Here is a 26,664-nt window from a genome sequence, read left to right as displayed (position 1 = left end):
TTTAGTAGGATATAAAAGTAAGAGTTTTTGGATAGATTACAGATAGGAGGACAAACAACATGTCAAACGGAGAGCGTATTACAGTAGATAACGGGGTATTAAACGTACCAAACCATGCAATTATTCCTTTTATTGAGGGAGACGGGACAGGCCCTGACATTTGGGCGGCAGCATCTCGTGTATTGGAAGCTGCAGTAGATAAAGCGTATAACGGTGAGAAGAAAATTGTCTGGAAAGAAGTTCTTGCCGGAGAAAAAGCATTCAACGAAACTGGGGAATGGCTTCCAGCTGAAACACTTGATGTGATCCGCGATTACATAATCGCTATTAAAGGACCTTTAACTACACCGGTTGGCGGCGGAATCCGTTCATTGAACGTGGCACTTCGCCAAGAACTCGACTTGTTTACATGTCTTCGTCCGGTTCGTTATTTCCAAGGTGTTCCTTCACCAGTTAAACGGCCTGAAGACACAGATATGGTTATCTTCCGAGAGAACACTGAAGATATTTACGCAGGTATCGAGTATGCAAGCGGGTCTGAAGAAGTGAAGAAAGTGATCTCTTTCCTTCAAAATGAAATGGGCGTAAATAAAATCCGTTTCCCTGAAACTTCAGGAATCGGAATCAAACCAGTTTCTTCTGAAGGTACAAAGCGTCTTGTCCGTGCTGCTCTTCAATATGCCATCAACGAAGGACGCAAGAGTGTAACGCTTGTTCACAAAGGAAACATCATGAAATTTACAGAAGGTGCCTTCAAAAACTGGGGTTACGAGCTTGCTGAACAAGAATTCGGCGATAAAGTATTCACTTGGGCACAATACGACCGCATTGTAGAAGAGCAAGGAAAAGATGCAGCGAACAAAGCGCAGGCTGATGCAGAAGCTGCTGGAAAGATTATCGTTAAAGACTCGATCGCTGATATCTTCCTTCAGCAAATCCTTACTCGTCCAGCAGAATTCGATGTTGTAGCGACAATGAACCTAAACGGTGACTACATTTCCGATGCACTTGCTGCACAAGTAGGCGGAATCGGGATCGCTCCTGGAGCCAACATCAACTATGAAACTGGACATGCCATCTTCGAAGCAACTCATGGTACAGCTCCTAAATATGCTGGTTTGGATAAAGTTAACCCATCTTCTGTTATCCTTTCTGGTGTGCTTATGCTTGAACACCTTGGATGGCATGAAGCAGCTAAACTTATCACGAATGCTATGGAAAAATCCATTGCAGAAAAAGTGGTAACCTATGACTTCGCTCGTCTGATGGACGGTGCTACAGAAGTAAAATGTTCCGAGTTTGCTGACGCATTGATCAGCAACATGAAATAATAACAAAAGGCCCCGACTTCCGGGGCCTTTTGCAAAATTTAACGAGCTGCAGGACAGAAAACCTGAATACCTTGGAGGGATAATAGAATGGCAGTGAATTCGCGCAAAAAGATTTCAGTCATCGGTGGAGGATTTACAGGAGCAACTACTGCATTTATTGCAGCACAAAAAGAACTTGGCGATGTTGTTCTTGTTGACATCCCACAAGCTGAAAACCCTACAAAAGGGAAAGCGCTGGATATGCTTGAAGCAAGTCCGGTACAGGGGTTTGATGCCAACATTATCGGTACTTCCAACTATGAAGATACAAAAGATTCTGATGTGGTGGTTATCACAGCCGGAATTGCGCGCAAGCCCGGCATGAGCAGGGATGATCTTGTCAACACGAATGCAAACGTCATGAAAAGTGTTACACAAGAGATTGTGAAACATTCTCCTAATGCTGTTATTATTGTTTTAACCAATCCGGTTGATGCCATGACCTATACCGTTTTGAAAGAATCCGGTTTTCCAAAAAGCCGTGTCATCGGGCAGTCTGGAATTCTAGACAGCGCCCGCTTCCGTACCTTTATCTCACAAGAGCTTAACTTGTCTGTAAAAGACATAACCGGGTTTGTCCTTGGCGGACATGGAGATGACATGGTTCCGCTCGTTCGTTACTCATACGCAGGCGGTATTCCGCTTGAAAAGTTAATTTCTCAGGAGCGTCTGGATGCCATCGTGGAACGTACACGCAAAGGCGGAGGAGAAATTGTTAACCTGCTTGGAAACGGCAGTGCCTACTATGCACCAGCGGCATCTTTGGTTGAAATGGTGGAAGCTGTTCTTAAAGACCAAAGGCGCGTTCTTCCATCCATCGCTTACCTTGAAGGTGAGTACGGCTATCAGGGGATCTGTCTTGGAGTGCCGACCATTATTGGAGGTAACGGATTGGAAGAAATCATTGAGCTGGAACTTACAGCAGATGAAAAAGCTGCTCTTGACCGTTCCGCTGAGTCTGTAAAAGCAGTCATGAACGTGCTTGCATAATAATAGAAGGTTCGGGATTTCCCGAATCTTTTTCTGGCAACAAAATGTAAGCGTTTACTTTTTAACTCGGGGAAGGGGTGTTCTATATGCTGCTTGGAAAAAAACGAAAACTGGGCAGAAAATTAGATGAAATCAAAACAGGTGAGAAGCTTGAATTGTCTGAAGCGATAGAAGATAAAGATCTCCTGTTATATCTTGGACTAACCAACGATAATAATCCTTTATTCATCCAGCATGACTATGCATCTATGACACCTTTCAAAAAGCCGATTGTTCCACAAATCATGCTGACAGGAATGGTAACCTCGGCCATATCAAAGTATTTGCCGGGACCAGGAAGCAGCATAAAAAAACAATCCCTAACCTTTATTAAACCCGTCCACCATTATGGAAAAGTACATTTTCTCTTCCAGGTGACCAACATCAATGAGGAAGCCCATTCTATTACCATGTCGGTGGAGGGCAAAAATGAAAAGAACGAAAAGGTGATTGAAGGAGAACTTGAAGTTTGTCCTCCCTATGCTCCAAAATCGATTACTTCTCATACCTTGGAAAATTTTTAAGACCAGCTGCATAGCTGGTCTTTTTATCATTTGGACACCTCGTCAAAGAAAGAGCACCATCTCTATAAAAATTTTACAAACTTTACGAAATCTTTATTCTGCCCCTTTTGTGCATTGAAGAAAAAAATAGTATGATTGTAATGAATCATGTGAAACGCAACTATATAAAGGGTGGGAAAAGATGAGCCAGAAGATTATGGTAGTCGAGGACGAGTTATCGATCTCAACATTATTGCAATTTAATTTGGAACAAGCTGGTTTTGAAGTGATCACTGCTATGGATGGACGCAAGGGTCTGGAATTGGCAGAGATGGAAAAACCGGATTTAATGGTTCTCGATCTTATGCTTCCTGAGATGGATGGCCTTGAGGTTTGCAAAAACCTGCGGCAGAAGCAGATTTTTATTCCCATTCTCATGCTGACTGCAAAAGATGATGAATTTGATAAAGTCCTGGGGCTGGAGCTTGGGGCTGACGACTATATGACAAAGCCATTTAGCCCGAGAGAAGTGGTGGCACGTGTTAAGGCGATCTTAAGAAGGACAAAGCAAATGGCCGTGGAAGAAGCCGCCCCTGTGGAAGAAGCAGAAAAACTGACGATTGGCGAGGTTGAGGTGTATCCGGAAAATTATGAGGCCTTTTATAAAGGTACAGCACTGGAATTAACACCAAAAGAATTTGAACTCCTCGTTTATCTCTCAAAAAATAAAAACAGAGTATTAACACGTGAGCAGCTTCTTTCAGCTGTGTGGAATTATGATTTTGTCGGTGATACACGGATTGTTGATGTTCATATCAGCCACCTCAGGGAAAAGATTGAAGAAAATACACGCAAGCCCATCTATATTAAAACCATACGGGGAATGGGCTATAAATTAGAGGTTCCTCAGTAATGCCTGATTTCAAAAACCGGGTACTTTCTTTTTTCCTGGTTGGCATTATGCTTGTTTTTATTTTGCTTGCTTTAATTGTGGGAGGGCTGGTGCATTACACCATCAAGGAGAAACGGGTGCAATCCTATCAGCATGAGCTTGAGCTGGTGGCGGTTGCTGCCAGAGGCAATGATCAGGAACTGCTTAAAAAGCAGCTGAAAGCGGCAGAAAAGGATTTACACGGTAAACTTGTCTATCTTTCCCCTGAAGGCAAGGTGCTTGCCCAAACCGGCAAAGAAGAACCACCGGTTCCCCGGCAGCCGTTACAGGGACTGGACGGGTATAAAAAAGATATATTGGTTTCCACCAAACATATGGACCATCTTTTGTATACTCTCCCTGTAAAAGAAGACTCCTCCGGGAATATCCGTGGCTACGTCCAGCTGATCATCCTCGAACAAGCGGCCAACCAAACAGAACGAACCGTATGGCTCAGTCTTTCACTTGGCTTTTTGCTCAGCCTTGTGATCGTTCTTTTCATCTCCATTCGTGTGCTGGACCGCATTGTCAAACCGGTGGAAGAAGCGACCAGTACGGCGAAAGAACTGGCCCGGGGAAATTTTAAAGCCAGAACCTATGAATATAAAGGTGATGTAGGAGAACTGAACTTTTCATTAAATGTACTGGCAAGAAACCTGGAAAAAATGACAAAATCGTACGAGTCACAGCAGGACCGTTTGAAAACCCTGATTGAAAACATGGGCAGTGGTCTGATCCTGATTGATTCCGATGGATACATCAATATCGTCAATAAAGCCTTTAAAGAGATTTTTAGAGAGTATACAGATTCCTGGAGCGGGCATTTGTTTCATGAGGTTTTTCCTTACAAGGAAATCAAGGAAATTGTGGAAGATACCTTTATAATGGAAACCAATATCCGCAAGCAGGTGGTCCTGCCCATTCATATTGAAAGAAAAAACTTTGATGTATACAGTGCACCTGTTTTAAACAGTCTTGGAAAACTGCGGGGCATAGTTTTGGTTTTCCATGATATTACTGAATTGAAAAAGCTCGAACAAATGAGAAAAGATTTTGTCGCCAACGTTTCCCATGAACTGAAAACACCCGTTACGTCGTTAAAAGGATTTGCTGAAACCTTGCTGGATGGGGCGGATGGAAACCCGGAAATCCGGAAAAAGTTTTTAACGATCATATGGAAGGAGAGCGACCGGCTGCAGCATCTGATTCAGGACCTGCTGGATCTTTCCAAAGTCGAACAAGGGTTTTCGTTAAACCTGCAAAAGGTCAATCTGTCTGCCATTGTTGAAGAAGTGATCGTCATGCTTGAAACGAAGGCAAAGGAGAAAGAGATCACACTGAAGTATTCGGTTGAAGGGGACACCACCGTTGAAGGTGATGCTCCGCGGTTAAAGCAAGTATTTATCAACCTTATTAACAACAGTCTGAATTACACGCCTAAGGGCGGCCGGGTAACCATCAGGCTGAAGGAGAGCAGTGAAAAGGTAACGTTCAGTGTGTCGGATACCGGGATTGGCATCCAAAAGGAAGAAATCTCCCGTATTTTTGAGCGTTTCTACCGTGTGGACAAAGCAAGAAGCCGCAATTCCGGAGGGACTGGGCTTGGCCTTGCTATCGTAAAGCATTTGATTGAGGCCCACCATGGAAGAATCCATGTGAAAAGCAAGCCAGGTGAAGGTTCGACATTTACCCTTGTTTTTAGAAAAGAATTTGTTGAGTGAATTTTACAAACTATTAACACTGGGTTTGTTTCAGCTTAACAGTCTGAATGTAATATGAAAGTATCCTTTTTCAGTACCCCCTTTAAGAGAATCCGATACCGGGTTCTCTCTTTTTTTGTTTTTGCACACCATACGGCAGAGCAAGGCGGCGTTATTTTGTTTTCGGGGAAACCGATGGTACAATATAGACAGAAAATCTGATCAGGGGGTATTATTTTGGCAAATAAATTAGTATTGATTGACGGAAACAGTATCGCCTACCGGGCGTTCTTTGCACTTCCTCTGCTCAATAACGACAAAGGTGTTTACACGAATGCCGTTTATGGATTCACGACTATGCTTCTTCGTATATTGGAAGACGAAAAACCAAGTCATGTTCTTGTAGCTTTTGATGCTGGCAAGACGACGTTCAGGCATAAAACATTTGAAGACTATAAAGGAGGCCGTCAAAAGACGCCTTCCGAGCTTTCGGAACAATTCCCGCTGATTCGGCAGCTTCTGGACGGTTTTGGAATCAAACGGTACGAGCTTGAAAGCTATGAAGCGGATGATATCATTGGCACCCTTTCAAAACAGGCCGCAGAAGGTGATTGGGATGTGAATGTCTATACAGGAGATAAGGATTTACTCCAGCTCGTAACGGAAAATGTGAAAGTTACACTCACAAGAAAAGGTATATCTGAAGTTGAAGCCTATGATCTCAAGCAGGTGGAAGAGAGATATAGCTTAACACCGCATCAGATCATCGATATGAAAGGCCTGATGGGCGATCCTTCTGATAATATTCCGGGAGTTCCCGGAGTCGGGGAGAAAACAGCCATTAAATTGATCAAACAATTCGGTTCTCTGGAACAAACACTAGATTCCATTGATCAGGTTTCAGGAGCGAAGCTTAAAGAGAAGTTGAGTGACAACAGAGATCTGGCATTGATGAGCAAGGAATTGGCGACTATTACGCACGAAGCTCCTATTGAGGTTTCTCTGGAGGATGCCAGATACCAGGGGTATGAGGCAGAACGGCTCCTTCCGCTCTTCAAAGACCTTGGATTTAACTCCCTGCTTGAACGGATTGGGGGAGACAGCGAGCAGGCTTTGGTAAGTAAAGAGGAAAAAGATGAGATCGATTTTGAAAAAGCTGAAGCGTTAAATGATGAAATCTTATCTTCTCCTGCAGCCTTAATCGTAGAAACCACACCGGAAACCTATCACAGGGCGCCAGTAAACGGCTTGGCGATTGTCAATGAAAACGGAAGGTTTTACATTCCGGCAGACCTTGCCCTGTCTTCTCCCGAGTTCAAGCAATGGGCGGAGGATAAAAGCAAAGAAAAGTATGTGTTCGATGCGAAAAGAGCATATGTCGCACTGTACTGGAATAATATATCGCTTCAGGGAGTGACGTTTGACCTGATGATCGCCTCCTATCTGCTGAATCCCTCGGACTCTGGGGATGATGTTGCGGTGATTGCCAAGCGCTATGGTATCCACGACACTGATAGTGAAGAAGCGGTTTATGGAAAGGGAGCCAAGCGGAGGGTACCAGAAGAAAGCGTGCTTTCCGAGCATATGGTCCGTAAAGCCAACAGCATTTATGTGCTCCAGGAAAAGCTGACGAATGAATTGAAGAACAATGAGCAATATGAACTGTTTGCCGATTTGGAGCTTCCACTATCGCTCGTGCTTGGCGAGATGGAAACGACAGGCGTTAAGGTAGATGTAGGCAGACTTCAGTCCATGGGACAGGAGCTGACGGAGCAACTGAATGCACTCGAGGCCGAAATTCATGAACTTGCCGGGGTCGCTTTTAATATTAATTCACCCAAACAGCTTGGTGAAATCTTGTTTGAAAAGCTCAATCTTCCTCCTATCAAAAAAACAAAGACCGGCTACAGCACCTCAGTGGATGTGTTGGAAAAGCTGGAGGGAAAACATGAAATCATCCGGAAAATCCTTGTTTACCGGCAGTTGGGCAAGCTGAGCTCAACTTATATCGAAGGCCTCCTGAAAGTGGTAGACCAACAGACGGACAAGATTCATACCCGTTTTAATCAGGCTCTTACTCAAACCGGCCGCTTAAGCTCAACTGAGCCCAATCTGCAAAATATTCCGATTCGGCTTGAAGCAGGAAGGAAGATCAGACAAGCCTTTGTTCCATCTACTTCAGGGTGGAAAATCTTGTCTGCCGATTATTCTCAAATCGAGCTCCGTGTACTCGCCCACATTTCTCAGGATGAGAATCTGATGGAAGCCTTCAAAAAGGAAATGGATGTTCATACGAAAACAGCCATGGATGTGTTCCATGTTGAAATGGAAGAAGTTACTTCCGAAATGAGAAGACACGCCAAAGCCGTAAACTTCGGGATTGTATACGGAATCAGTGATTACGGATTGTCTCAAAGCTTGAATATCACAAGAAAAGAAGCTGGAGAATTTATCGAGCAATATTTAAAAACGTTCCCGGGTGTCAAAGAATATATGGAATCTATCGTCCTCCAGGCTAAACAAGATGGATATGTATCCACACTGATGAACCGGCGCCGGTATCTTCCTGAAATTACGAGCCGAAATTTTAATCTCAGAAGCTTCGCTGAACGTACCGCAATGAATACGCCGATTCAGGGGACTGCAGCTGATATTATCAAGAAAGCCATGGTAGAAATGGAACGCGTATTAAAAGAAGAAAAGCTTGAAGCTTTGATGCTGCTTCAGGTGCATGATGAATTGATCTTTGAAGCACCTGAACACGAAATTGAAAAACTTTCAAAATTGGTTCCACAGGTCATGGAATCGGCCCTTGGCCTTGATGTTCCATTAAAAGTGGACTTGAACTACGGAGATACATGGTACGACGCAAAATAACAGAAAGAAAAACGGAAAACAGCCGCTGGGCTGTTTTCCGTTTGATTAGAGAGGTGAATCATATGCCAGAGCTGCCAGAAGTAGAGAACGTAAAGAATACACTGAACCGGCTGGTCGGGGGAAAAACCATTAAAGAAGTCAGTGTGCTATGGAGCAACATTATAAAGCATCCGGAGCTGGATGAGTTTAAACTCCGGCTTAAGGGACAGACGATTCAGAATGTGGAGCGCAGGGGGAAATTCCTGAAAATTTTCCTGGATCATGATGTGCTGGTCTCCCATTTGCGAATGGAAGGAAAATACGGGCTGAATCAGCTGGAAGATCCCTCGGACAAACATACCCATGTGCTTTTCTCATTTACAGATGGAACACAGCTGCGGTATCGGGACGTAAGGAAATTTGGAACCATGCATCTTTATCCCATTGGAAAAGAGGAGCAGGAGCTTCCGCTATCGAAGCTGGGATATGAGCCTTTTTCTGCGGAATTGACTCCTTCGGTTATGAAAAAGATGTTTTCCAGGACCAGCAGGAGCATTAAAGCGGTGCTTTTGGACCAATCCCTGATTACGGGGCTTGGCAATATTTACGTAGATGAAATCTTGTTTGCATCCGGCATTCATCCGGAAAAGAAAGCGAATGAAGTGTCGCTTCCGAGATTGAAGAAGCTTCATGAACATATGGTATCCATCCTGAAAAACTCGGTTGAAAAAGGCGGGAGCACGATCCGCTCCTATACCAATTCAGAGGGGAAATCTGGAAAATTTCAGCTTGAGCTGTTTGTTTACGGGAAAAAAGGGGAACCATGCAAAACGTGCGGCTCTGAAATCAACCGGTCCGTCGTGGCCGGTCGGGGTACCCATTTTTGCTCAAAGTGCCAGAAATAACAGTTGCCAGGCTCCTTTCATATACTGCAATACGTGGTATGAAAGGAGCTTTTAGAGTCATGGTATCCTTTTCGATGCTCTTGCTGGCGTTTGCTGTCAGCCTTGACAGCTTTGGTACGGGGTTGACCTACGGAATGAAGGAAATCAAAATACCAATCAAATCGGTACTGATTATCTCCTCTTGTTCCGCCATTACTTTTTTCATGGCCATGGGGTTCGGCCATTTCCTCGAGCGTTTCTTGTCTCCGCAAGCCGGTCAAATGGCCGGTGGCCTGATATTGCTGGGTCTTGGTTCATATTTCTTGTTTCAAGTTGCCAAGCCTGACAAAAGGGCTGAAACTGTACCCAAAGAGAAGACTATTGTAAAATTAGAAATAAAATCACTCGGAATCATGATACAGATCTTAAAAAAGCCGACCATTGCGGACCTGGATAAATCGGGATCCATAAATGGCTGGGAGGCCGTGCTTCTCGGTGTAGCCCTTTCGCTCGATGCGTTTGGTGCAGGCATCGGGGCGGCCATGGTTGATATGCCGCCGATTACAACGGCTTTCACGGTGGCAGCGATGAGCTCCATTTTTGTGCTTGCCGGCATAAAACTCGGATTTGCGGTCTCCAAAGTCACCTGGATGAAAAAACTGACGTTTCTTCCGGGAATTTTGTTGATTATTATTGGTTTGATGAAATTGTAGTGAAGGGATGTTAACGTATGATTATTGGCCTGACCGGCGGAATTGCCAGTGGAAAAAGCACAGTTTCCAATCTTTTGCGGAGCTATGGACTGCCAGTTGTTGATGCAGATGTTATTGCTCGTCAGGTTGTGGAACAGGGCCATCCTGCCTATGAAAAAATCGTGGAGCATTTTGGGGAAAATATCCTGGATGATGCCGGAAACATCGATAGAAAAAAGCTGGGAAGCATTGTTTTTACGAATGAAGAAAAGCGACTGGTGCTTAATGGGATTGTTCATCCGGCTGTTCGACTGGAAATGAAAAATGAGGCGGCAGTTCATTTAAAGGAGAGTTCACATGTCATTCTGGATATTCCCCTGTTATTTGAAAGCGAATTGACCCATATGGTAGACCGGACCCTTCTTGTTTTTGTGGATGAGGCATCCCAATTAAGCCGGCTGATGAAAAGAGATGGCTTTACAGAAGCAGAGGCCAAGAGCAGAATTGCGGCGCAAATGCCGCTGAAGGAAAAAGTGCAGCTTGCCGATGCGGTAATCGTAAATAATGGTTCATTAGAAGAATTAAAGAATCAAGTGGAAATCCAGCTTCGTGAATGGAAAATGATTTGACCCTCTGGAATAGGCAGAGGGTTATTTTTTTGCCCGTTTTTACAAAATAGTGTTCTTTTTTCGCTCAATTATGCTATACTAATCATAGCAAAAGAGAGATAAAAGTATAACACATATTTGGAGGGAGCATACCATGAAAGCAAAAGTAGCGATTAATGGACTCGGGCGAATCGGAAGAATGGTTTTTCGAAAAATGATGGAGGAAAACAATGAATTTGAAGTGGTGGCAATCAATGCCAGTTATCCTCCAGAAACGCTGGCACATATGATTAAGTATGACTCCATCCATGGAGCTTATAAAGGTGAAGTCACTGCCCACGAGGGATACTTAATGGTGAACGGGCAAAAGGTTCTGCTGCTCAATTCCCGTGATCCAAGGGACCTCCCTTGGAAAGGCCTTGGGATTGATATTGTGATCGAAGCGACTGGAAAATTTAAATGTCAAGAAACCGCAGGCTATCATTTGCAGGCCGGCGCTAAAAAAGTGATTATAACCGCTCCTGGAAAAGATGAGGATGTAACGATCGTTATGGGAGTAAATGAGAGCGATTACAATCCGGATAAACACCATATTATTTCTAACGCATCTTGTACAACCAATTGCCTGGCACCGGTCGTAAAAGTACTGGATGATCATTTTGGCATTGAATCAGGGATGATGACAACGGTACATGCTTATACAAATGATCAAAAGAATATAGATAACCCGCATAAAGACCTTCGCCGTGCAAGAGCGTGCGGACAATCGATTATCCCTACTTCCACCGGGGCAGCAAAGGCCATTGCCAAAGTGCTTCCTCACCTTTCAGGCAAGCTTAATGGGATGGCGCTTCGAGTGCCTACTCCAAATGTATCACTGGTGGATTTCGTTGCCGATCTCAAGACAGAGGTAACAGAAGAGAGGATCAATGAGGTAATGAAGTCAGCCGCTAATGGATCCATGAAGGGGATTCTGGGCTATAGTGATGAACCGCTTGTTTCCATCGACTACAATGGAAACGAAAATTCATCGATTATTGACGGATTGTCAACGATGGTCATTGAGAATAGAAAAGTTAAAGTTCTGGCATGGTATGATAATGAATGGGGCTATTCCTGCCGTGTCGTCGATTTGGCTGGCTTGGTTGCCGCAGGTCTTAAACAAGAAGAAAATATTAAAATTCCTTCCTGATCGTAAGGGGGGCTCTCTGACAGCACCGACATATTCGGTGCTGTTCTTTTTTGTGTGGTCTGGTACTTAATTTGACTAATACATGCGAATACTTTTCATATAAAATATTCAGAGAAAAAATTGATTCAGGTTATTGCAAATGAAAAATAAAACAAGTATACTATGATTCGTGAACTTCAAATAAAGCAAACCAAGGCGTTGGATTCTACTTAAAGGGTTAGGACCTCTTAGGACTAACTTTCCCCCGTGGTAGATGTTCGATACCGCATGCTTGAAGGCATGAAAATTTTTTAAGGGGGACTATGCTAATATGGATACAATGGGAAGACACGTAATTGCCGAACTATGGGGTTGCAACAGTGAAAAGCTGAATGACATGAAATTTATTGAAGAAACATTTGTTGATGCTGCTTTAAGAGCAGGCGCAGAGGTTCGTGAGGTGGCTTTTCATAAATTTGCACCGCACGGCGTTAGCGGAGTTGTCATTATTTCAGAATCTCATCTGACAATCCACAGTTTTCCAGAGCATGGTTATGCAAGCATTGATGTATACACTTGTGGGGATCGAATTGATCCAAATGTGGCTGCTGATTATATTTCACAGGCTTTGGAAGCAAACAGCCGTGAAAATTTAGAGGTTCCGCGTGGAATGGGTCCTGTCAAAGTTAAAAATAAAGTTGCCGCAAATCAATAATAAAAAAGTCAAATGAAAAAAGAGGTGTGTATTTTGCACCTCTTTTTTTACATGTTATTCTATAAATAACAACCCTGAGGAGGAAGACCATGCTGCGACGATTGCAAAACGTTTTAAAAAATAATTCAGAAACTTCCGAAAATCATTATGACCCATTGCTCAGAACGCCGTATTTTAAGGCAAACCGCACTAGCGTCATGGATGCTTTGGAAGATTTAGTCCGTCAGAAACAGAATTATAAGCTGCTCGGCTCATCCAGGGAAAGAGGCGAATTTTCCTTTCAAGTGACCTCCCCCCGAAAAGCGTTCGTTGTTGTAACCGCAACCACGCTAAGGCCGTACCGTACAGCCATCGATTTCAATGTTTCCACCGAATCTGCCCTTCCTGTCGACTTTGGATACAGCAAAAAAGTCATTGCCAATGTAACGGAAGAATTAAAAGGGAAGCTTGAATATATTGGAACATCTTTAATGGAAAACAATTAATTCTTGTCACCCGCCTTCCTTTTGTCTAAGATAGAATTATAGTAGAGGAACATTAATTTTTGGAGTTGATCTGCATTGCGTTGTCCGTCCTGTCAATATAACGGTACAAAAGTGCTTGATTCACGACCCGTTCATTCAGGAAGATCGATTCGCCGTCGACGTGAATGCGAATCATGCAACTATCGATTTACCACATTTGAAACCGTTGAAGAAATACCGCTCATTGTTGTAAAAAAAGATGGTACCAGGGAGGAGTTTAGCCGGGAAAAGATCCTCCGCGGACTTATTAAAGCCTGTGAAAAGCGCCCTGTTCCCTTGGAAGTGCTTGAAAATATTGTCGATAATATAGAAAAGGATCTCCGGAACCAGGGGACATCTGAAATAAACAGCCAGGAAGTCGGCGAAAAAGTCATGGATTATTTGGCAGACACGGACGAAGTAGCGTATGTCCGATTTGCTTCCGTTTACAGGCAATTCAAGGATATTAATGTATTTATTCAGGAACTGAAGGACCTAATAAAAAAAGACGAGCACTAACCTGCGTAAGACAGAACCGGTTTTACGCTTTTTTTTATCGACAGGCCCATATCCTCTGCAACAACAGAAATTCTTTTTGAAAGGTGAGAACCATGAGTGTACACTGGAAAGAAATTGTCCCGGTGGATACATATGAGGTTCAATTTAGCGGCTATCTTCATGATTTAGACCGCAAAGTATTGACCATGCTGTACCAGCCGTTAATAGGGGCTTTTGCCTATAGTTTATATATGACATTCTGGTGTGATGCGGAGATGGAGGTTCAGAACTCCCAAACCCATCAGCGTCTGATGAATGTTACCCAGTTTTCTTTGAAAGATATTATTGCAGCGCGCAAGAAGCTTGAAGCCATTGGCCTGCTGAAAACCTATAAAAGAGAAGAAAATGAATCAAAGCTTTTTCTGTATGAATTACAGACTCCGCTTTCTCCGGCTGCTTTTTTCAACGACGGTGTGCTGAATATCTATTTGTACAACCGGCTGGGGAAGACGAAGTATTGCGAGATGAGAGATCATTTTCTGCAGGAAGAAATGGAAGTGGATGACTATGAAGAGGTTACTGCATCGTTCAGCGACATATTTGCCTCCCTTCATCCTTCCGAGATGACTGCCGGAACCTATTCCGAAATACAAGAAGGAGCCAATGGCAGGCTGGCAGATCGGATGCCTGGCAGAACGTTGGATATTTCGCCAGAGGAATTTGATTTTGATCTGCTGGTTTCCAGCATTTCCAGCTTTATTCTTCCAAAAGAGGTGATTACGCCTGCTATCCGGGAAGCGATTGTGAAGCTGGCCTATGTGTACCAAATGGAGCCCCTGGAAATGAGCCGGCAAATTCAGAGTGCCTACCATATCCATGGGGAGTTGACCGAAGAAAATCTTCGGAAAGAGGTTCAGAAATGGTACCGAATTGAAAACAATAACCAGCTTCCGCAAATGGCCCTCCGGACTCAGCCGCAAGGCTTAAAAACCATCGGTTCCGAGCCTGTTTCGGAAGAAGAAAAAATGATAAAATACTTTGAAGAGGTTTCTCCTTTTCAGCTCCTGGAACATCAATCAGGAACAAGGCCGGCCGAAGCCGACTTGAATATTGTCAGCTACCTGATCCTCGAGCAAAAATTGACACCGGGTGTCGTAAACGTATTAATCGATTATGTGTTAAAAACCAACGATCTTAAGCTGACCCGGTCATTTATCGAAAAAATCGCCAGCCATTGGGCGAGAAAAAAAGTAAAAACGGTTCCCGAAGCCATGGCACTCGCCAGGTCCGAGCAAAAGAAATACAAAGACTGGCAGGAACGAAAAAATACGTCCTTTCAACGAAATACCTCACAACGAAAGTCACCGAGACTGCCAGACTGGCTGAAGGATGAAAATGTGCCGGCTGAGAAATCAAGTCCGAACATCAACGAAGAAGAAGAGCAAAACCAGCAATGGCTGGAAAACTTGCTTAAGGATATTTAAAAGGGGGGATCAACATTGGAATCCATTACTGACGCTGTAAAAAAGATGGAAGGTTACGACCAGCTCAGAAGACAGCTTGACCGTATTAAGCAGCAGGTACTCCAAGATCCGTATGTCGCTTCTTTTATGGAAGCGAACCCTGGCATCAATGAAGTCAACCTGGAAAAAGGGCTCACTAAGCTGTATGAGTACTCCAAAGAAAGGCATCAATGCTCCAACTGTCCGGGCCTGGAAAGGTGCCCGAATTTGATGCAGGGCTACCAGCCAGTCCTCACTGCGGAGAAAAATCAGATAGATATTTTTTATGAGAAATGCTTCCTGAAAAAGCAGGATGAAAAGCAAAAATCAATGACTGCATTAATTAAAAGTTATTTTATTCCGAAGGATATCCTTAAAGCTTCTTTCGACCGTCTACACAGTATTGATCAGGACCGGAAAGAGGCAATTGGGGCAGCTGCTGAATTTGTAAAAAAAGTGGCGGCTGGCGAGGAATCCAAAGGCATTTATTTTTACGGTAAATTTGGCGTTGGGAAAACATATCTCCTCGGTGCGATCGCGAACCGGCTGGCAGAGCGTCAGATCCCTTCGCTGTTAGTGCATACGCCGGAGTTTCTTCGGGAGATGAAAAACAGTCTCTCTGACGGATCATTCAATGAAAAAATGGAGCTGCTGAAAACCGTTCCGGTATTGATGCTGGATGATATCGGGGCCGAAAATATGACCAATTGGGTCAGAGACGAAATTATCGGTGTGATTTTGCAATACCGCATGATGGAACGTCTGCCAACCTTATATACTTCCAATTATGATTTTACACTGCTGGAAGATCATTTTTCCTACTCTCAAAAAGGGGGCCTCGAGGAGGCAAAGGGAAAGCGAATCATGGAACGAATCCGCCATCTTACGGTTCCGATTTTTATTGGCGGAGACAAAAACTTCAGGTCCATACAATAAAGAGCAAGCAAACCTTTGTCATTCATTGGCAAAGGTTTTTTGTTTGAACTGATGATTCTTCGGGAAGATGCTAATACTACTATCTATAGAATCAGCAGAAAGAAAGGAAATGAATATGGGAATACTTTTAGCAGTAGTTACAGCGGTTTGCTGGGGAAGCATTGTGCTGGTGAGCCAAAAACTTGGGGGAGATTCTTACAGCCAGACTCTTGGCATGACCCTCGGCGCTCTGGTTTTCTCCATCATTACGTTTTTTATCGTTTCTCCCGATATAAATACACTTGTCTTAACGATTGGCGCAATATCCGGTGCCTTGTGGGTTGTCGGTCAGCGCTTCCAATTCGCGAGTGTTGATCACCTCGGTGTGGCCAAGGCTGTACCACTTTCTACAGGGATGCAGCTGTTTGGAACCACTCTTTTTGGGGTGCTCGTTTTTCATGAGTGGAAAACCAAAACTGAAATTATTGTTGGCATTATTGCGATTGTGGTTATTATTTTGGGGGCTGTTTTTACTTCCATTAAGGATAAGAGCAATGAAGATGGCGGGGGAAACACCAAAAAAGGCTTGCTTATTCTCCTGCTTTCAACAGCAGGGTATGTTGGCTATGTGGTGATTGTCAACTGGTTTAAAATCGGAGGCTGGGAGGCCATACTTCCCCAGGCGGCAGGTATGTTTGTAGGTGGTTTACTTCTGACGTTCACAGGGAAACCGTTTAATAAATTTGCGATAAGAAACATTATTACGGGGCTGATCTGGAGCACAGGAAACATTACTTTGCTGCTTTCATTGCCCAAAATCGGTGTGGCGACCAGTTTCTCGCTATCTCAGACAGGGATTATAATTTCAACCCTCGGCGGAATTTTCATTTTGAAGGAAAAGAAGTCGAAGCGTCAGGTCATATTTGTTATTGCAGGTTGTTTACTCATTATTGCGGGCGGTGTTATGCTCGGATTTACAAAATCTTAAGGAGCGGATGAAGTTATGTTTACAGATTTAGAAGGAAAAGTTGTTATTATTACTGGTTCAACCACTGGCATCGGCAAAGCATGCGCCCAGAGGTTTGCAAAAGAAAAAGCAAAAGTAGTCATCAATTACCGAAGTGAAAAAGGAAAGGAAGTAGAAGAGCTTTTACAGGAACTACGAGACCTTGGCGGCGAAGCCATCGGGGTCCAAGCTGATGTAACAAAAGAAGAAGATGTTAAACAAATGGTTCAGGAAACGGTTAAGACGTTCGGCACATTGGATATATTTATCAATAATGCGGGGATTGAAAATGAAGTTCCGTCACATGAACTTTCACTTGAAGACTGGAACAAAGTCATCTCCACCAATCTTACGGGACAGTTTCTCGGCTGCCGGGAAGCGATCGATTATTTCCTGAAGCATAACATCGAGGGCAATATTATTAACATGTCAAGTGTCCATGAAATCATTCCATGGCCGCATTTTGTCCATTATGCAGCAAGCAAGGGCGGGGTGAAATTGATGACCCAAACTCTTGCCATGGAATATGCACCAAAGAAAATCAGGGTAAATGCGATTGGGCCGGGCGCCATTAATACACCCATCAATGCAGAAAAATTTGCGGATCCGGGAAAAAAGGCGGATGTGGAAAAACTGATTCCAATGGGTTATATTGGAGAACCTGAGGAAATTGCTTCTGTAGCTGTCTGGCTCGCTTCAAAAGAATCCAAATATGTAACGGGCCATACGCTTGTTGCTGACGGCGGAATGACGCTTTATCCTTCCTTCCAGGCGGGAAGAGGATAATAAACATAAGAATAAATTGGGCTCCCTTGATCAGGGAGCTCTTATATTTTATGGAGGTATGCTGCCTTTTGTTTGCTTCACAAATTTCATAAAACTATGATAGGATTATAGAATGCTACATAAGATGTACCGTAACTGGAGGTAATATAGATGAGCATTGATGCAATTTTGCAAAAAGCACTGGATGGCAAACGTTTGACTGTCGAAGATGCGGTTGCTCTGTATGAAAGTGATGAAGTGGAAAAGATGGGAGAAGCAGCCGACGTGATCATGAAGCGCTGGCACCCGGACCCCATTACAACCTTTGTGATCGGGAGAAACGTCAATTACACAAACTTTTGTGATACATACTGCCGTTTCTGCGCGTTTTACCGCCCGCCGGGAAGTAAGGAAGGATATGTATTGGATGATGAGGTGATCTTCCAAAAGATTCAGGAAACCATCGATGTTGGTGGTACTGAGATCCTTATGCAAGGAGGAACCAATCCGAACCTTCCATTCTCTTATTATACTGACCTGCTTCGCAACATTAAGAAGCGCTTTGATATTACAATGCACTCTTTTTCACCGGCAGAGATCTGGAAGATGGTTGAAGTTTCCGGACTACCCCTTGAGGAAGTGTTGAAAGAGCTGAAAGAAGCAGGGCTTGATTCCCTTCCGGGCGGAGGAGCTGAAATACTGGATGACCGGACGAGAAAAAAAATCAGCCGGTTGAAAGGGTCATGGACAGAATGGATGGAGTGCATGAAAACGGCGAAGAAAGTCGGGCTTCATTCCACGGCTACCATGGTTATTGGCTTTGGTGAAACTTTTGAAGAGCGGGCGATGCATTTGCAGCGGGTACGTGATGCGCAGGATGAAACCAATTGTTTCCTTGCCTTTATCTCATGGACATTCCAGCCGGATAATACCAATTTAAAAGGGGAAAAGACGTCACCAAGAGAGTATCTGAAAAACGTGGCCATCTCCCGCCTGTTCCTCGATAACATACCGAACTTCCAGTCTTCCTGGGTTACAATGGGACCTGAAGTGGGCAAGAAGTCCCTTCATTACGGATGCAACGATTTCGGAAGCACCATGATGGAGGAAAACGTGGTTTCTGCAGCAGGGACCACTCATAAAGTAAATACGAACCTGACCTTGCGTTTGATTCGTGAAGCCGGCAAGATTCCGGCCCAGCGCAATACGAAGTATGAAACCTTGCGTGTATTTGATGGCGAAGAAACCGCCGAAAAAGATTTCGTGATGCAAAACTAATGAACCAAAAGCCTGGCCTTTTAGCAAAGGGGCCTGGCTTTTTTGTTTGTAAACGACAGATTTACCTAAATAATTTTGGGAATATTCTCATTTTTAATAATTTTGTTATAATAGAAGAGAATATATATACATTAAGGGGGAAAAAGATTGAAAAAAGCCATTTTATTTTTATTATTGGTGAGTATGCTTGCTTTGGCAGCCTGTGGAAGTCAGTCTACATCGGGGCCTGAAGGCGGAAGTAAAAACGAGAAACTGGTGGTTGGGACAGATGCGGCTTATGCCCCGTTTGAGTATTTGAAAGACGGCAAAATCGTCGGGTTTGACGCAGATTTGCTTAAAGCCGTCATGAAAGAAGCAAAGCTGAAGTACGAACTGAAAAATACTGGCTGGGAGCCATTATTTGCTTCTCTTAAAAGTGAACAGGTACAGGCTGGCATCTCCGCCATCACAATCAATGATAAACGGAAACAAACTTATGATTTCTCCTCTCCATATTTTGAATCCATCAACAAAATCCTGGTCAAAGAAGGTTCTCCTGTTAAGAGCGTGGATGACCTGAAAGGAAAGAAAGTCAGTGTTCAAAACGGAACGACCGGACAGGACGCGCTTGAAAAGAAATTCGGCAAGGGCGAAGCCAATGTGAAAAAATATGAAACCAACGTATTGGCCATCCAGGCCCTGTTGAACGGAGAAGTGGATGCTGTGGTGGCAGACAACACGGTGGTAGATGAATATGCGAAAAATAATCCGGACAAAAAACTGACAGTGGTGAATGATAAGACCAATTTTGAGTCTGAATACTATGGCATTGCTTTCCCGAAAGGAAGCGAAAATAAGAAAAAAATTGATAAAGCATTACAAACGGTCATTGATAACGGAACTTACTCCAAGGTCTATAAGAAGTGGTTTAAAGTAGAACCGAACCTGGATGCATTGAAAAAATAAACCTGACACAATGACCGGAGGCACAGATGGATTTTAAATTTGATCTGATTGAAAAATACATGCCTTTATTTCTGAAAGGTACGTTGATTACCATAGAAATTTCGGCAGCGAGCATCGTGATTGGAACCCTTTTGGGGCTGCTGATTGCCCTTGGAAAAATGTCTTCCAATGCCATTCTCCGCCAACCATTTATCTGGTACATTAATTTTTTTCGGGGAACTCCTCTGCTTGTACAAATATTGCTTATTCACTTTGCGGTCATGCCGCTTTTTATGAAGCCCCCGGTTGCTCTTATTTCTGCGATTACCGCTCTTTCCCTTAATGCGGCCGCCTATATTGCAGAAATTTTCAGAGCGGGGATTCAATCGATTGATAAAGGACAGACAGAAGCGGCTCGTTCTCTGGGTATGACCCACCGGCAGACGATGAGACATATTATCATACCTCAGGCGTCCAAACGCATGATTCCTCCGCTTGGCAATGAATTCATTGTGCTGATTAAGGATTCGTCCCTTGCGGCGATCATTGCAACAGAAGAGCTGATGTATTGGGGAAGAGCAATGATGGGGGAATACTACCGTCCATGGGAGCCTTTCTTAACGGTTGCGTTTATTTATTTAATCCTTACATTAACGCTGACTCATCTGTTGAATTTCATTGAAAGAAAATTTGCCATTGACTAAAAAGGCAGCAGGGGAAACCTGCTGTTTTTTAATATTCTTTGAAAAGAGCTCATTTTTCACGACGTTGTCCCATATAGTGTATCATCGAGTGTTTAGGGGAGGGACAGGGTTGGCAGAACTTATTTTTGCAGATCAAAGAACGTGTTACCAATTACAAAAGGAACTGCAGCAGATGGCGAAAACACTTAACATTCAACCTTCCTTTGTAGTATGCAGGAATCACTCCTTGGTGCTGGACACAACATATGATTTGGAAAGTGCCGCAGATGTTATGGCCGCATATACCCGAAAAAAAGTGGAGGAATCCCGTATCCTTTTTTATATCGAGCATTTTTTTTATTTTACCGACACGCAGGAGCAGAGGGAAATTGCAGCAATCGTCAAGGAGTTTATTGAACAGGAGCGGGAAGATGTGCCGGCTGTCAGGGAGTTGGATACCTGTGAGTTCCATATGAAGGATGCCTGGAGAAAAATCCTGTCAGAGAAAGACCTGGCGTTCACTTTTGATTCTTTTTTACAATTCCGGCTGAAGGATTATTTTGAGTTGCTTCAGGTATATGTGGAATGTGCAATCGATGAATACAAACTGGAGCTCGACTATCAGGCATTCGTTGAACAGCTGCGAAAATGTGCGGCGAGTCAGCCGTATCTTACGGATGAGGTTCATGTGGCTTATGACGGTGAATTTAAGTTGTATGATAATCATTACCGGCTGTACAGTAAAAAAATGCTGGAGCTAATGCATGAAAGAGCCTTGGTTCTGACACAGGAATTAGACCTGGATGATGAAGTCCTTGGGCCGATTATCGGTCTTGCTCCGGAAATCCTTCATTTGTACCTGGAAGAGGAAAATCATGGCATGGTACATACCTTGCAGAATATTTTCCAGGAACGATTGGTTAAAAAACCGCTTCATGCCTTTTATGGCAGGATCAACCGCCAAAGTTAGCCCTTGATTTTGAGGGGCTGCATGCCTATAATGGAGGTATCAATTGGATACCAAAATGAGTAAAGATAAGGACATGTGATATTTTTTACGGTTTATAGAGAGGAATGCCCAGGGCTGAAAGCATTCTAACACGGAAAAATGTTGTACCCCCTTTGAACTTCAGCGGTGAAAAACAGGAGTAGTCGCTGACGGCCCAAAGCCGTTAAATCTTGACCGAGTGCCGCCGCATATAATTTGCCGCGGAACAAGGGTGGAACCACGAGTACAACACTCGTCCCTTTTTGTGGACGGGTGTTTTTTGTATTTTATTTAAACATTAGCGTGCATACTGTATTGTAAAAAAAGGAGAGATTAACCATGGCAGATATTAAACTGACATTTCCAGATGGTTCTGTTCGTGAATATCCGAACGGAACCACTTCAGAACAAGTGGCTGACTCTATCAGTTCGAGCCTGAAGAAAAAATCAGTGGCAGGAAAAGTAAACGGTGTATTATATGATTTTACCCGTCCGATAGAAGAGAATTCATCGATTGAAATCGTTCCCCAGGATTCCCCTGAGGGACTTGAAATGACCAGGCACAGCACGGCCCACTTGATGGCTCAGGCAATCAAACGGCTGTACAAAGACGTGAAACTCGGCATTGGTCCTGTGATCGAAAATGGATTTTACTATGACATCGATATGCCGGAAGCTTTAACTCCGGAAGACCTTCCAAAAATTGAAAAAGAAATGAAAAAGATCGTCAGCGAAAACCTTCCGATCGTCCGAAAGGAAGTCAGCAGAGAAGAAGCTCTGGCCATCTATGAAAAGTTGGATGATCATCTGAAGCTGGAACTGATCCGCGATTTGCCGGAAGATGCAGTCATTACCATTTATGAACAGGGTGAATTCTTTGATCTTTGCCGCGGACCGCATGTACCGTCCACTGGAAAAATCAAGGCGTTTAAGCTAATGAGCATTTCAGGTGCCTACTGGCGTGGCGACAGCAATAATCAAATGCTTCAGCGTATTTATGGCGCGGCATTTTTAACTCAAAAAGAACTCGATCAGCATCTGGTTTATCTTCAGGAAGCGAAAGAGCGGGATCACAGGAAGCTCGGGAAAGAGCTGGATCTCTTTACGATTTCTCAAAAAATCGGACAAGGTCTTCCAGTATGGCTGCCTAAGGGAGCAACCATTCGCCGCATCATCGAGCGCTATATTGTGGACACTGAAGTAAAGCTGGGTTATGACCATGTGTACACTCCTCACCTTGGAAGTGTAGAGCTTTATAAAACTTCAGGCCACTGGGATCATTATCAGGAAGATATGTATCCTGCGATTGAAATGGATAACGAACAACTTGTGCTTCGTCCCATGAACTGCCCGCACCATATGATGGTGTTTAAGAACAGCATGCACAGCTACCGTGATCTCCCGATTCGTATCGCAGAACTCGGAACCATGCACCGTCATGAAATGTCAGGAGCATTGGCCGGCCTTCAGCGTGTTCGTTCCATGACGCTGAACGATGCTCATATCTTTGCCCGCCCGGATCAATTGAAGGATGAGTTCATCCGTGTGGTAAAACTGATTCAGCGAGTATACAAGGATTTTGGCATTACTGATTACAAATTCCGTCTGTCCTACCGTGATCCAGAAGACAAAGAAAAATACGTGGACAATGATGAGATGTGGGAAAAAGCCCAGGCGCTTCTCAAAGAAACAATGGAAGACATGAATCTTGATTATGTCGAAGCGGAAGGGGAAGCGGCGTTCTATGGCCCGAAACTTGATGTACAGGTGAAAACAGCGCTTGGAAAAGACGAAACGCTTTCCACTGTACAGCTCGATTTCCACTTGCCTGAGCGTTTTGACTTGACATATAAAGGCCGTGACGGTAAAGATCACCGTCCTGTCGTTATTCACCGTGGTGTTGTATCCACTATGGAACGTTTTGTTGCCTTCCTGATTGAAGAATACAAGGGAGCATTCCCAGTATGGCTGGCTCCGGTACAGGTTCAAATCATTCCAGTTTCCTCAGTACATGAAGAGTATGCGGAAAAGGTGAGCGAAGAGCTCCTTGAAGAAGGCATCCGTGTGGAAGTAGATAACCGTGATGAGAAACTCGGCTACAAAATCCGTGAAGCCCAAATGCAGAAAATCCCGTACATGCTCGTACTCGGCGATCAGGAGATTTCCGATCAGACCGTGAACGTGCGTAAATACGGAGAGCAAAAGTCCGAAACGGTAGCTTTCGAAGCATTCAAAGAAAGCATCGTGGCACAAGTGAACAAAAGAGGCTGACATTTTTAAGAACTGCGAGTTATTCGCAGTTCTTTTTTCTTTAGAGGGAGTACGCATTTTTTTAAAAGGTTTTCCTTGCCAAACACTCCGTTATACGGTAGAATAAATTTTGTTGTTAAAAAACAAGATCGTCAGTTGACAAGTGGTGCTTGTCAATGGTATATTAACTTAGGTAATTAAATAGTTGAGTTTCGAATCAAAGCAGAAGCACCCGCTTCTCACCTGTTCAACGCAAATTGCAGTTGGCTGGTCAACCGAACTTTCAGAGATGATGTTATGGTAGTGTGGGTGCAGTATGCGCCGACGCTTTTTTATTTGTTTACAAAATGCTGAGTGGAACTGACTCACATAAATTCTTGGAGGTGACTTACTATTAGTAAGGACATGTCTGTCAATGAGGGCATCCGTGCTCGTGAAGTAAGACTTATCGGGGCTGATGGCAGCCAGCTAGGGATTAAAACACGTCATGAAGCTCTTGATATTGCGGCAAACGCTAATCTTGATCTTGTGCTTGTTGCTCCGAACGCCAAACCGCCTGTTTGCCGTATCATGGACTATGGCAAGTTTAAGTTTGAACAGCAAAAGAAAGAAAGAGAAGCCCGTAAGAATCAAAAGATTGTTACAACCAAAGAGATTCGCTTGAGCCCGACCATTGAGGAACACGATTTTAATACGAAGCTGAAAAATGCGCGTAAGTTCCTTGAAAAAGGCGACAAAGTGAAGGCAAGCATTCGTTTCAGGGGCCGTGCGATCACGCATTCCCAAATCGGTAAAACTGTGCTTGAAAAACTTGCTAAAGAATGTGAAGACGTTGCTACGATTGAAGTCCGACCTAAAATGGAAGGCCGAAGCATGTTCCTCATTTTAGCACCAACTACCGAAAAATAATTACTTACCAGGGAGGAATCCAATCATGCCTAAAATGAAAACACATAAAGGTGCTGCAAAGCGCTTCAGAAAGACTGGAACAGGTAAACTTAAGCGTGCACGCGCGTATACAAGCCACTTGTTCGCTAACAAATCTACAAAAGCAAAGCGTAAGCTTCGTAAAGCAAAGATTGTTACAAGCGGAGACTACAAACGTATCCGTACACTATTGACTTACAAGAAAAAATAATAACTGATCGTATATATCTAGGAGGGTTTTAAAATGCCAAGAGTAAAAGGTGGCTATGTGTCACGTCGTCGTCGTAAAAAAGTATTAAAATTAGCTAAAGGTTATTTCGGATCCAAACATAAGTTATTTAAAGTTGCTCAACAGCAAGTTTTCAAATCTCTTATGTATGCATACCGCGACCGTCGTCAAAAGAAACGTGATTTCCGTAAACTTTGGATCACTCGTATCAATGCAGCAGCTCGCACAAACGGTCTTTCTTACAGCCGTTTAATGCACGGTCTTAAAGTTGCAGGCATCGACATTAACCGTAAAATGCTTGCAGAAATCGCAGTTACAGACGAAAAAGCATTCGCTGAACTTGCTTCTAAAGCAAAAAACAGCCTAAACGCATAAGTTAAGCACCCAAAAGCCATTTTCTAAACTAGAAAATGGCTTTTGCTGTAAAAGAAAGGATTATTCCATGATTTATATTTACTTGGTAGTAGTCAATGTGTTCGCTTTTTGGCTGATGCATCATGATAAAGAGGCCGCAAAAGCGAGGAAGTGGCGCACTCCGGAAAAGCGGCTGTGGCTGTTTGCCATCATCGGCGGTGCTGCAGGCATCTGGGCAGGCATGATTCAGTTTCGCCATAAAACAAAACACACGAGCTTTCAGATCGGTGTCCCGCTGCTCGTGCTGGCTGACGTATTTATCGTGGCAAGATATTTAATCGGATAAGAGCGCTACTCCTGCTGGAGGTAGCGCTTGTCCTTTAAGAACAATCTCCAGAACACATAGAAGCCTGGTGTAAGGATGGCAAGACCCACAGCATACATAATCATAAGTGAGTAGAAGGTTTCCTTTGCTGTAAAGGCATCATAAATCGTAAGGCCGGGATAGACGATATAGGGCAGGTGTGCCATGCCATAGCCATAGCTTGCAAAACCGTACTGTGCTACGATGGCCAGAAGTGCAAGCCTCGGTTTTCCGGCAGTATCCATGTCACTGTTTCTCATCCACAAGGAAGTGTAGCCAACGAGAAAGGCAAGGAAAGACAAAATAAACCACATACGCTGGTCGTACAAATTGTCAATCAGCCAGTTGGCTTCCGGCTGTAAGAACATTAAAGTAACTACGGCGGCAATAAGCGTCAAGGGTCCGAGCAGCAGTGCATTTCCTCTGTATAGCCTGTACGCTCCTTCTTGCTTAGATACCTTGGAATAGTCAGCAAGGAAAAGAGAGGAGAGAAACAATTCAGAGGTTAACCCAAATAAAATATACATATAAAGGGATGGACTGGTAAACAGCTTCCCGATCAGGAGGACATCTCTGCCGTTAAATCCTGAAATAAATCCACCCTGGCTGACGGGGAGTACCGTAATCAGTAGTGCAGGTATTAAGACACCGCAGATCCCCGAGATAAAGAACATGGTTTTTCGATAGCCTTGCACCGAATAGGAAAACACCATGAATGCGCTGCGGACCGCCAGCAAAAACAAGATCAGCGAGACAGGAATAAGAAGCACGGTTCCTAACGTAAATGCTCCTTTTGGAAAAAAGCCGACAAAGGCCACAACAAGCAAAACGAGAAACACATTTGTAAGTTCCCATGTCGGAGAAAGAAACCGGTTGGCGATTTTCCCCGCTGATGTACGGTGCTCATGATAAACCATGGCCCAAAAACCTGCTCCAAAATCGATGGACCCGAAGATGCTGTAGATGAATATAAAGGTCCATAATACGAGGATGGCAATGACTTCTTCGTTCATAGTGAT

At 43.8% G+C, this 26,664-nt stretch carries 27 protein-coding genes and 2 other annotated features; of the genes, 26 read left to right on the top strand and 1 reads right to left on the bottom strand.

The window, feature by feature from the left end:
• Positions 1-59: 59 nt before the first annotated feature.
• The 26 genes from icd to BLT53_RS11135 all read left to right on the top strand — a co-directional run bounded on the left by icd (position 60) and on the right by BLT53_RS11135 (position 25,627).
• Entirely contained in the window at positions 60-1,331 is a 1,272-nt protein-coding gene (gene icd, locus BLT53_RS11260; RefSeq protein ID WP_090234928.1) for an NADP-dependent isocitrate dehydrogenase, read from the top strand.
• 87 nt (positions 1,332-1,418) lie between these two features.
• A complete protein-coding gene (gene mdh / locus BLT53_RS11255; RefSeq protein ID WP_090234927.1) occupies positions 1,419-2,360 on the top strand; it encodes a malate dehydrogenase in 942 nt (313 codons plus the stop codon).
• An 86-nt stretch (positions 2,361-2,446) separates the two neighbouring features.
• Positions 2,447-2,923 (top strand): MaoC/PaaZ C-terminal domain-containing protein, encoded by a 477-nt coding sequence (locus BLT53_RS11250; protein ID WP_090234925.1) that lies wholly within the window; start codon positions 2,447-2,449, stop codon positions 2,921-2,923.
• A 181-nt stretch (positions 2,924-3,104) separates the two neighbouring features.
• Positions 3,105-3,815, top strand: a complete 711-nt coding sequence (locus tag BLT53_RS11245) for a response regulator transcription factor (RefSeq protein ID WP_090234921.1) — start codon at positions 3,105-3,107, stop codon at positions 3,813-3,815.
• Positions 3,815-5,554 carry a two-component system histidine kinase PnpS gene (gene pnpS, locus BLT53_RS11240; protein WP_090234919.1) on the top strand — a complete coding sequence of 580 codons (1,740 nt, stop codon included), beginning with the start codon at positions 3,815-3,817 and terminating at the stop codon, positions 5,552-5,554. Before BLT53_RS11245 ends, pnpS begins: the two co-directional genes overlap by 1 nt.
• 216 nt (positions 5,555-5,770) lie before the next feature.
• Positions 5,771-8,410, top strand: a complete 2,640-nt coding sequence (gene polA / locus BLT53_RS11235; protein ID WP_090234917.1) for a DNA polymerase I — start codon at positions 5,771-5,773, stop codon at positions 8,408-8,410.
• Between the two features lie 62 nt (positions 8,411-8,472).
• Positions 8,473-9,294: a DNA-formamidopyrimidine glycosylase gene (gene mutM / locus BLT53_RS11230; RefSeq protein ID WP_090236832.1), complete on the top strand. Its 822-nt coding sequence runs from the start codon at positions 8,473-8,475 to the stop codon at positions 9,292-9,294.
• Positions 9,295-9,353: 59 nt separating this feature from the next.
• Positions 9,354-9,986 (top strand): sporulation membrane protein YtaF, encoded by a 633-nt coding sequence (gene ytaF, locus BLT53_RS11225; protein ID WP_090234915.1) that lies wholly within the window; start codon positions 9,354-9,356, stop codon positions 9,984-9,986.
• 17 nt (positions 9,987-10,003) lie between these two features.
• The gene (coaE, locus tag BLT53_RS11220) at positions 10,004-10,594 is read left to right on the top strand and encodes a dephospho-CoA kinase (protein WP_090234912.1); all 591 of its coding nucleotides are present in this window, start codon (positions 10,004-10,006) and stop codon (positions 10,592-10,594) included.
• A 133-nt stretch (positions 10,595-10,727) separates the two neighbouring features.
• Complete coding sequence (locus tag BLT53_RS11215; RefSeq protein WP_090234909.1) at positions 10,728-11,765, top strand: glyceraldehyde-3-phosphate dehydrogenase; 1,038 nt, start codon at positions 10,728-10,730, stop codon at positions 11,763-11,765.
• A 310-nt stretch (positions 11,766-12,075) separates the two neighbouring features.
• Complete coding sequence (gene speD, locus BLT53_RS11210; RefSeq protein ID WP_061972525.1) at positions 12,076-12,459, top strand: adenosylmethionine decarboxylase; 384 nt, start codon at positions 12,076-12,078, stop codon at positions 12,457-12,459.
• Between the two features lie 89 nt (positions 12,460-12,548).
• On the top strand, positions 12,549-12,944 hold the full coding sequence (locus tag BLT53_RS11205; RefSeq protein WP_090234906.1) for a hypothetical protein: 396 nt from the start codon (positions 12,549-12,551) through the stop codon (positions 12,942-12,944).
• Positions 12,945-13,019: 75 nt separating this feature from the next.
• The gene (nrdR, locus tag BLT53_RS11200) at positions 13,020-13,481 is read left to right on the top strand and encodes a transcriptional regulator NrdR (protein WP_090234903.1); all 462 of its coding nucleotides are present in this window, start codon (positions 13,020-13,022) and stop codon (positions 13,479-13,481) included.
• Positions 13,482-13,573: 92 nt separating this feature from the next.
• Positions 13,574-14,944, top strand: a complete 1,371-nt coding sequence (locus tag BLT53_RS11195; RefSeq protein WP_090234901.1) for a replication initiation and membrane attachment family protein — start codon at positions 13,574-13,576, stop codon at positions 14,942-14,944.
• A gap of 15 nt (positions 14,945-14,959) precedes the next feature.
• Positions 14,960-15,898 (top strand): primosomal protein DnaI, encoded by a 939-nt coding sequence (dnaI, locus tag BLT53_RS11190; RefSeq protein WP_090234899.1) that lies wholly within the window; start codon positions 14,960-14,962, stop codon positions 15,896-15,898.
• Positions 15,899-16,013: 115 nt separating this feature from the next.
• A complete protein-coding gene (locus BLT53_RS11185; protein WP_090234897.1) occupies positions 16,014-16,865 on the top strand; it encodes a GRP family sugar transporter in 852 nt (283 codons plus the stop codon).
• A 15-nt stretch (positions 16,866-16,880) separates the two neighbouring features.
• Entirely contained in the window at positions 16,881-17,669 is a 789-nt protein-coding gene (locus BLT53_RS11180; RefSeq protein ID WP_090234896.1) for a glucose-1-dehydrogenase, read from the top strand.
• Positions 17,670-17,819: 150 nt separating this feature from the next.
• Positions 17,820-18,926 (top strand): cyclic dehypoxanthinyl futalosine synthase, encoded by a 1,107-nt coding sequence (mqnC, locus tag BLT53_RS11175; protein WP_090234894.1) that lies wholly within the window; start codon positions 17,820-17,822, stop codon positions 18,924-18,926.
• A 183-nt stretch (positions 18,927-19,109) separates the two neighbouring features.
• Positions 19,110-19,871, top strand: coding sequence for a basic amino acid ABC transporter substrate-binding protein (locus BLT53_RS11170; RefSeq protein WP_090236831.1), 762 nt, complete (start codon positions 19,110-19,112; stop codon positions 19,869-19,871).
• Positions 19,872-19,897: 26 nt separating this feature from the next.
• Positions 19,898-20,554 carry an amino acid ABC transporter permease gene (locus BLT53_RS11165; protein WP_090234892.1) on the top strand — a complete coding sequence of 219 codons (657 nt, stop codon included), beginning with the start codon at positions 19,898-19,900 and terminating at the stop codon, positions 20,552-20,554.
• Between the two features lie 109 nt (positions 20,555-20,663).
• Entirely contained in the window at positions 20,664-21,503 is an 840-nt protein-coding gene (gene ytxC, locus BLT53_RS11160; protein ID WP_090234890.1) for a sporulation protein YtxC, read from the top strand.
• 53 nt (positions 21,504-21,556) lie between these two features.
• Positions 21,557-21,785, top strand: a binding site (T-box leader).
• 75 nt (positions 21,786-21,860) lie between these two features.
• Positions 21,861-23,792: a threonine--tRNA ligase gene (thrS, locus tag BLT53_RS11155; protein ID WP_090234888.1), complete on the top strand. Its 1,932-nt coding sequence runs from the start codon at positions 21,861-21,863 to the stop codon at positions 23,790-23,792.
• Between the two features lie 193 nt (positions 23,793-23,985).
• Positions 23,986-24,111, top strand: a sequence feature (ribosomal protein L20 leader region).
• Between the two features lie 65 nt (positions 24,112-24,176).
• Positions 24,177-24,680 carry a translation initiation factor IF-3 gene (infC, locus tag BLT53_RS11150; RefSeq protein WP_090234885.1) on the top strand — a complete coding sequence of 168 codons (504 nt, stop codon included), beginning with the start codon at positions 24,177-24,179 and terminating at the stop codon, positions 24,678-24,680.
• Between the two features lie 25 nt (positions 24,681-24,705).
• Positions 24,706-24,909: a 50S ribosomal protein L35 gene (rpmI, locus tag BLT53_RS11145; RefSeq protein WP_090234883.1), complete on the top strand. Its 204-nt coding sequence runs from the start codon at positions 24,706-24,708 to the stop codon at positions 24,907-24,909.
• Positions 24,910-24,942: 33 nt separating this feature from the next.
• Positions 24,943-25,302: a 50S ribosomal protein L20 gene (gene rplT, locus BLT53_RS11140; protein ID WP_090234882.1), complete on the top strand. Its 360-nt coding sequence runs from the start codon at positions 24,943-24,945 to the stop codon at positions 25,300-25,302.
• Between the two features lie 67 nt (positions 25,303-25,369).
• The gene (locus BLT53_RS11135; RefSeq protein WP_090234880.1) at positions 25,370-25,627 is read left to right on the top strand and encodes a DUF1294 domain-containing protein; all 258 of its coding nucleotides are present in this window, start codon (positions 25,370-25,372) and stop codon (positions 25,625-25,627) included.
• A 5-nt stretch (positions 25,628-25,632) separates the two neighbouring features.
• Here BLT53_RS11135 and BLT53_RS11130 read toward each other — a convergent pair whose 3' ends face one another.
• Positions 25,633-26,658 carry a cytochrome d ubiquinol oxidase subunit II gene (locus BLT53_RS11130; protein ID WP_090234878.1) on the bottom strand — a complete coding sequence of 342 codons (1,026 nt, stop codon included), beginning with the start codon at positions 26,656-26,658 and terminating at the stop codon, positions 25,633-25,635.
• Positions 26,659-26,664 lie beyond the last annotated feature (6 nt).

The sequence above is a fragment of the Fictibacillus solisalsi genome, from assembly GCF_900103485.1.
Lineage (GTDB): Bacteria > Bacillota > Bacilli > Bacillales > Fictibacillaceae > Fictibacillus_C > Fictibacillus_C solisalsi.
Note: the sequence above shows the minus strand (reverse complement) of the source record. Positions and strands in the feature narration are given on the sequence as shown.

Excerpts from the sequence above, each read along its gene's own strand:
- icd (WP_090234928.1), top strand. The coding sequence starts at position 60 with ATGTCAAACGGAGAGCGTATTACAGTAGATAACGGGGTATTAAACGTA.
- mdh (WP_090234927.1), top strand. The coding sequence starts at position 1,419 with ATGGCAGTGAATTCGCGCAAAAAGATTTCAGTCATCGGTGGAGGATTT.
- BLT53_RS11250 (WP_090234925.1), top strand. The coding sequence starts at position 2,447 with ATGCTGCTTGGAAAAAAACGAAAACTGGGCAGAAAATTAGATGAAATC.
- BLT53_RS11245 (WP_090234921.1), top strand. The coding sequence starts at position 3,105 with ATGAGCCAGAAGATTATGGTAGTCGAGGACGAGTTATCGATCTCAACA.
- pnpS (WP_090234919.1), top strand. The coding sequence starts at position 3,815 with ATGCCTGATTTCAAAAACCGGGTACTTTCTTTTTTCCTGGTTGGCATT.
- mutM (WP_090236832.1), top strand. The coding sequence starts at position 8,473 with ATGCCAGAGCTGCCAGAAGTAGAGAACGTAAAGAATACACTGAACCGG.
- ytaF (WP_090234915.1), top strand. The coding sequence starts at position 9,354 with ATGGTATCCTTTTCGATGCTCTTGCTGGCGTTTGCTGTCAGCCTTGAC.
- coaE (WP_090234912.1), top strand. The coding sequence starts at position 10,004 with ATGATTATTGGCCTGACCGGCGGAATTGCCAGTGGAAAAAGCACAGTT.
- BLT53_RS11215 (WP_090234909.1), top strand. The coding sequence starts at position 10,728 with ATGAAAGCAAAAGTAGCGATTAATGGACTCGGGCGAATCGGAAGAATG.
- speD (WP_061972525.1), top strand. The coding sequence starts at position 12,076 with ATGGATACAATGGGAAGACACGTAATTGCCGAACTATGGGGTTGCAAC.
- BLT53_RS11205 (WP_090234906.1), top strand. The coding sequence starts at position 12,549 with ATGCTGCGACGATTGCAAAACGTTTTAAAAAATAATTCAGAAACTTCC.
- BLT53_RS11195 (WP_090234901.1), top strand. The coding sequence starts at position 13,574 with ATGAGTGTACACTGGAAAGAAATTGTCCCGGTGGATACATATGAGGTT.
- BLT53_RS11185 (WP_090234897.1), top strand. The coding sequence starts at position 16,014 with ATGGGAATACTTTTAGCAGTAGTTACAGCGGTTTGCTGGGGAAGCATT.
- BLT53_RS11180 (WP_090234896.1), top strand. The coding sequence starts at position 16,881 with ATGTTTACAGATTTAGAAGGAAAAGTTGTTATTATTACTGGTTCAACC.
- mqnC (WP_090234894.1), top strand. The coding sequence starts at position 17,820 with ATGAGCATTGATGCAATTTTGCAAAAAGCACTGGATGGCAAACGTTTG.
- BLT53_RS11170 (WP_090236831.1), top strand. The coding sequence starts at position 19,110 with ATGCTTGCTTTGGCAGCCTGTGGAAGTCAGTCTACATCGGGGCCTGAA.
- BLT53_RS11165 (WP_090234892.1), top strand. The coding sequence starts at position 19,898 with ATGGATTTTAAATTTGATCTGATTGAAAAATACATGCCTTTATTTCTG.
- thrS (WP_090234888.1), top strand. The coding sequence starts at position 21,861 with ATGGCAGATATTAAACTGACATTTCCAGATGGTTCTGTTCGTGAATAT.
- infC (WP_090234885.1), top strand. The coding sequence starts at position 24,177 with ATGTCTGTCAATGAGGGCATCCGTGCTCGTGAAGTAAGACTTATCGGG.
- rpmI (WP_090234883.1), top strand. The coding sequence starts at position 24,706 with ATGCCTAAAATGAAAACACATAAAGGTGCTGCAAAGCGCTTCAGAAAG.
- rplT (WP_090234882.1), top strand. The coding sequence starts at position 24,943 with ATGCCAAGAGTAAAAGGTGGCTATGTGTCACGTCGTCGTCGTAAAAAA.
- BLT53_RS11135 (WP_090234880.1), top strand. The coding sequence starts at position 25,370 with ATGATTTATATTTACTTGGTAGTAGTCAATGTGTTCGCTTTTTGGCTG.
- BLT53_RS11130 (WP_090234878.1), bottom strand. The coding sequence starts at position 26,658 with ATGAACGAAGAAGTCATTGCCATCCTCGTATTATGGACCTTTATATTC.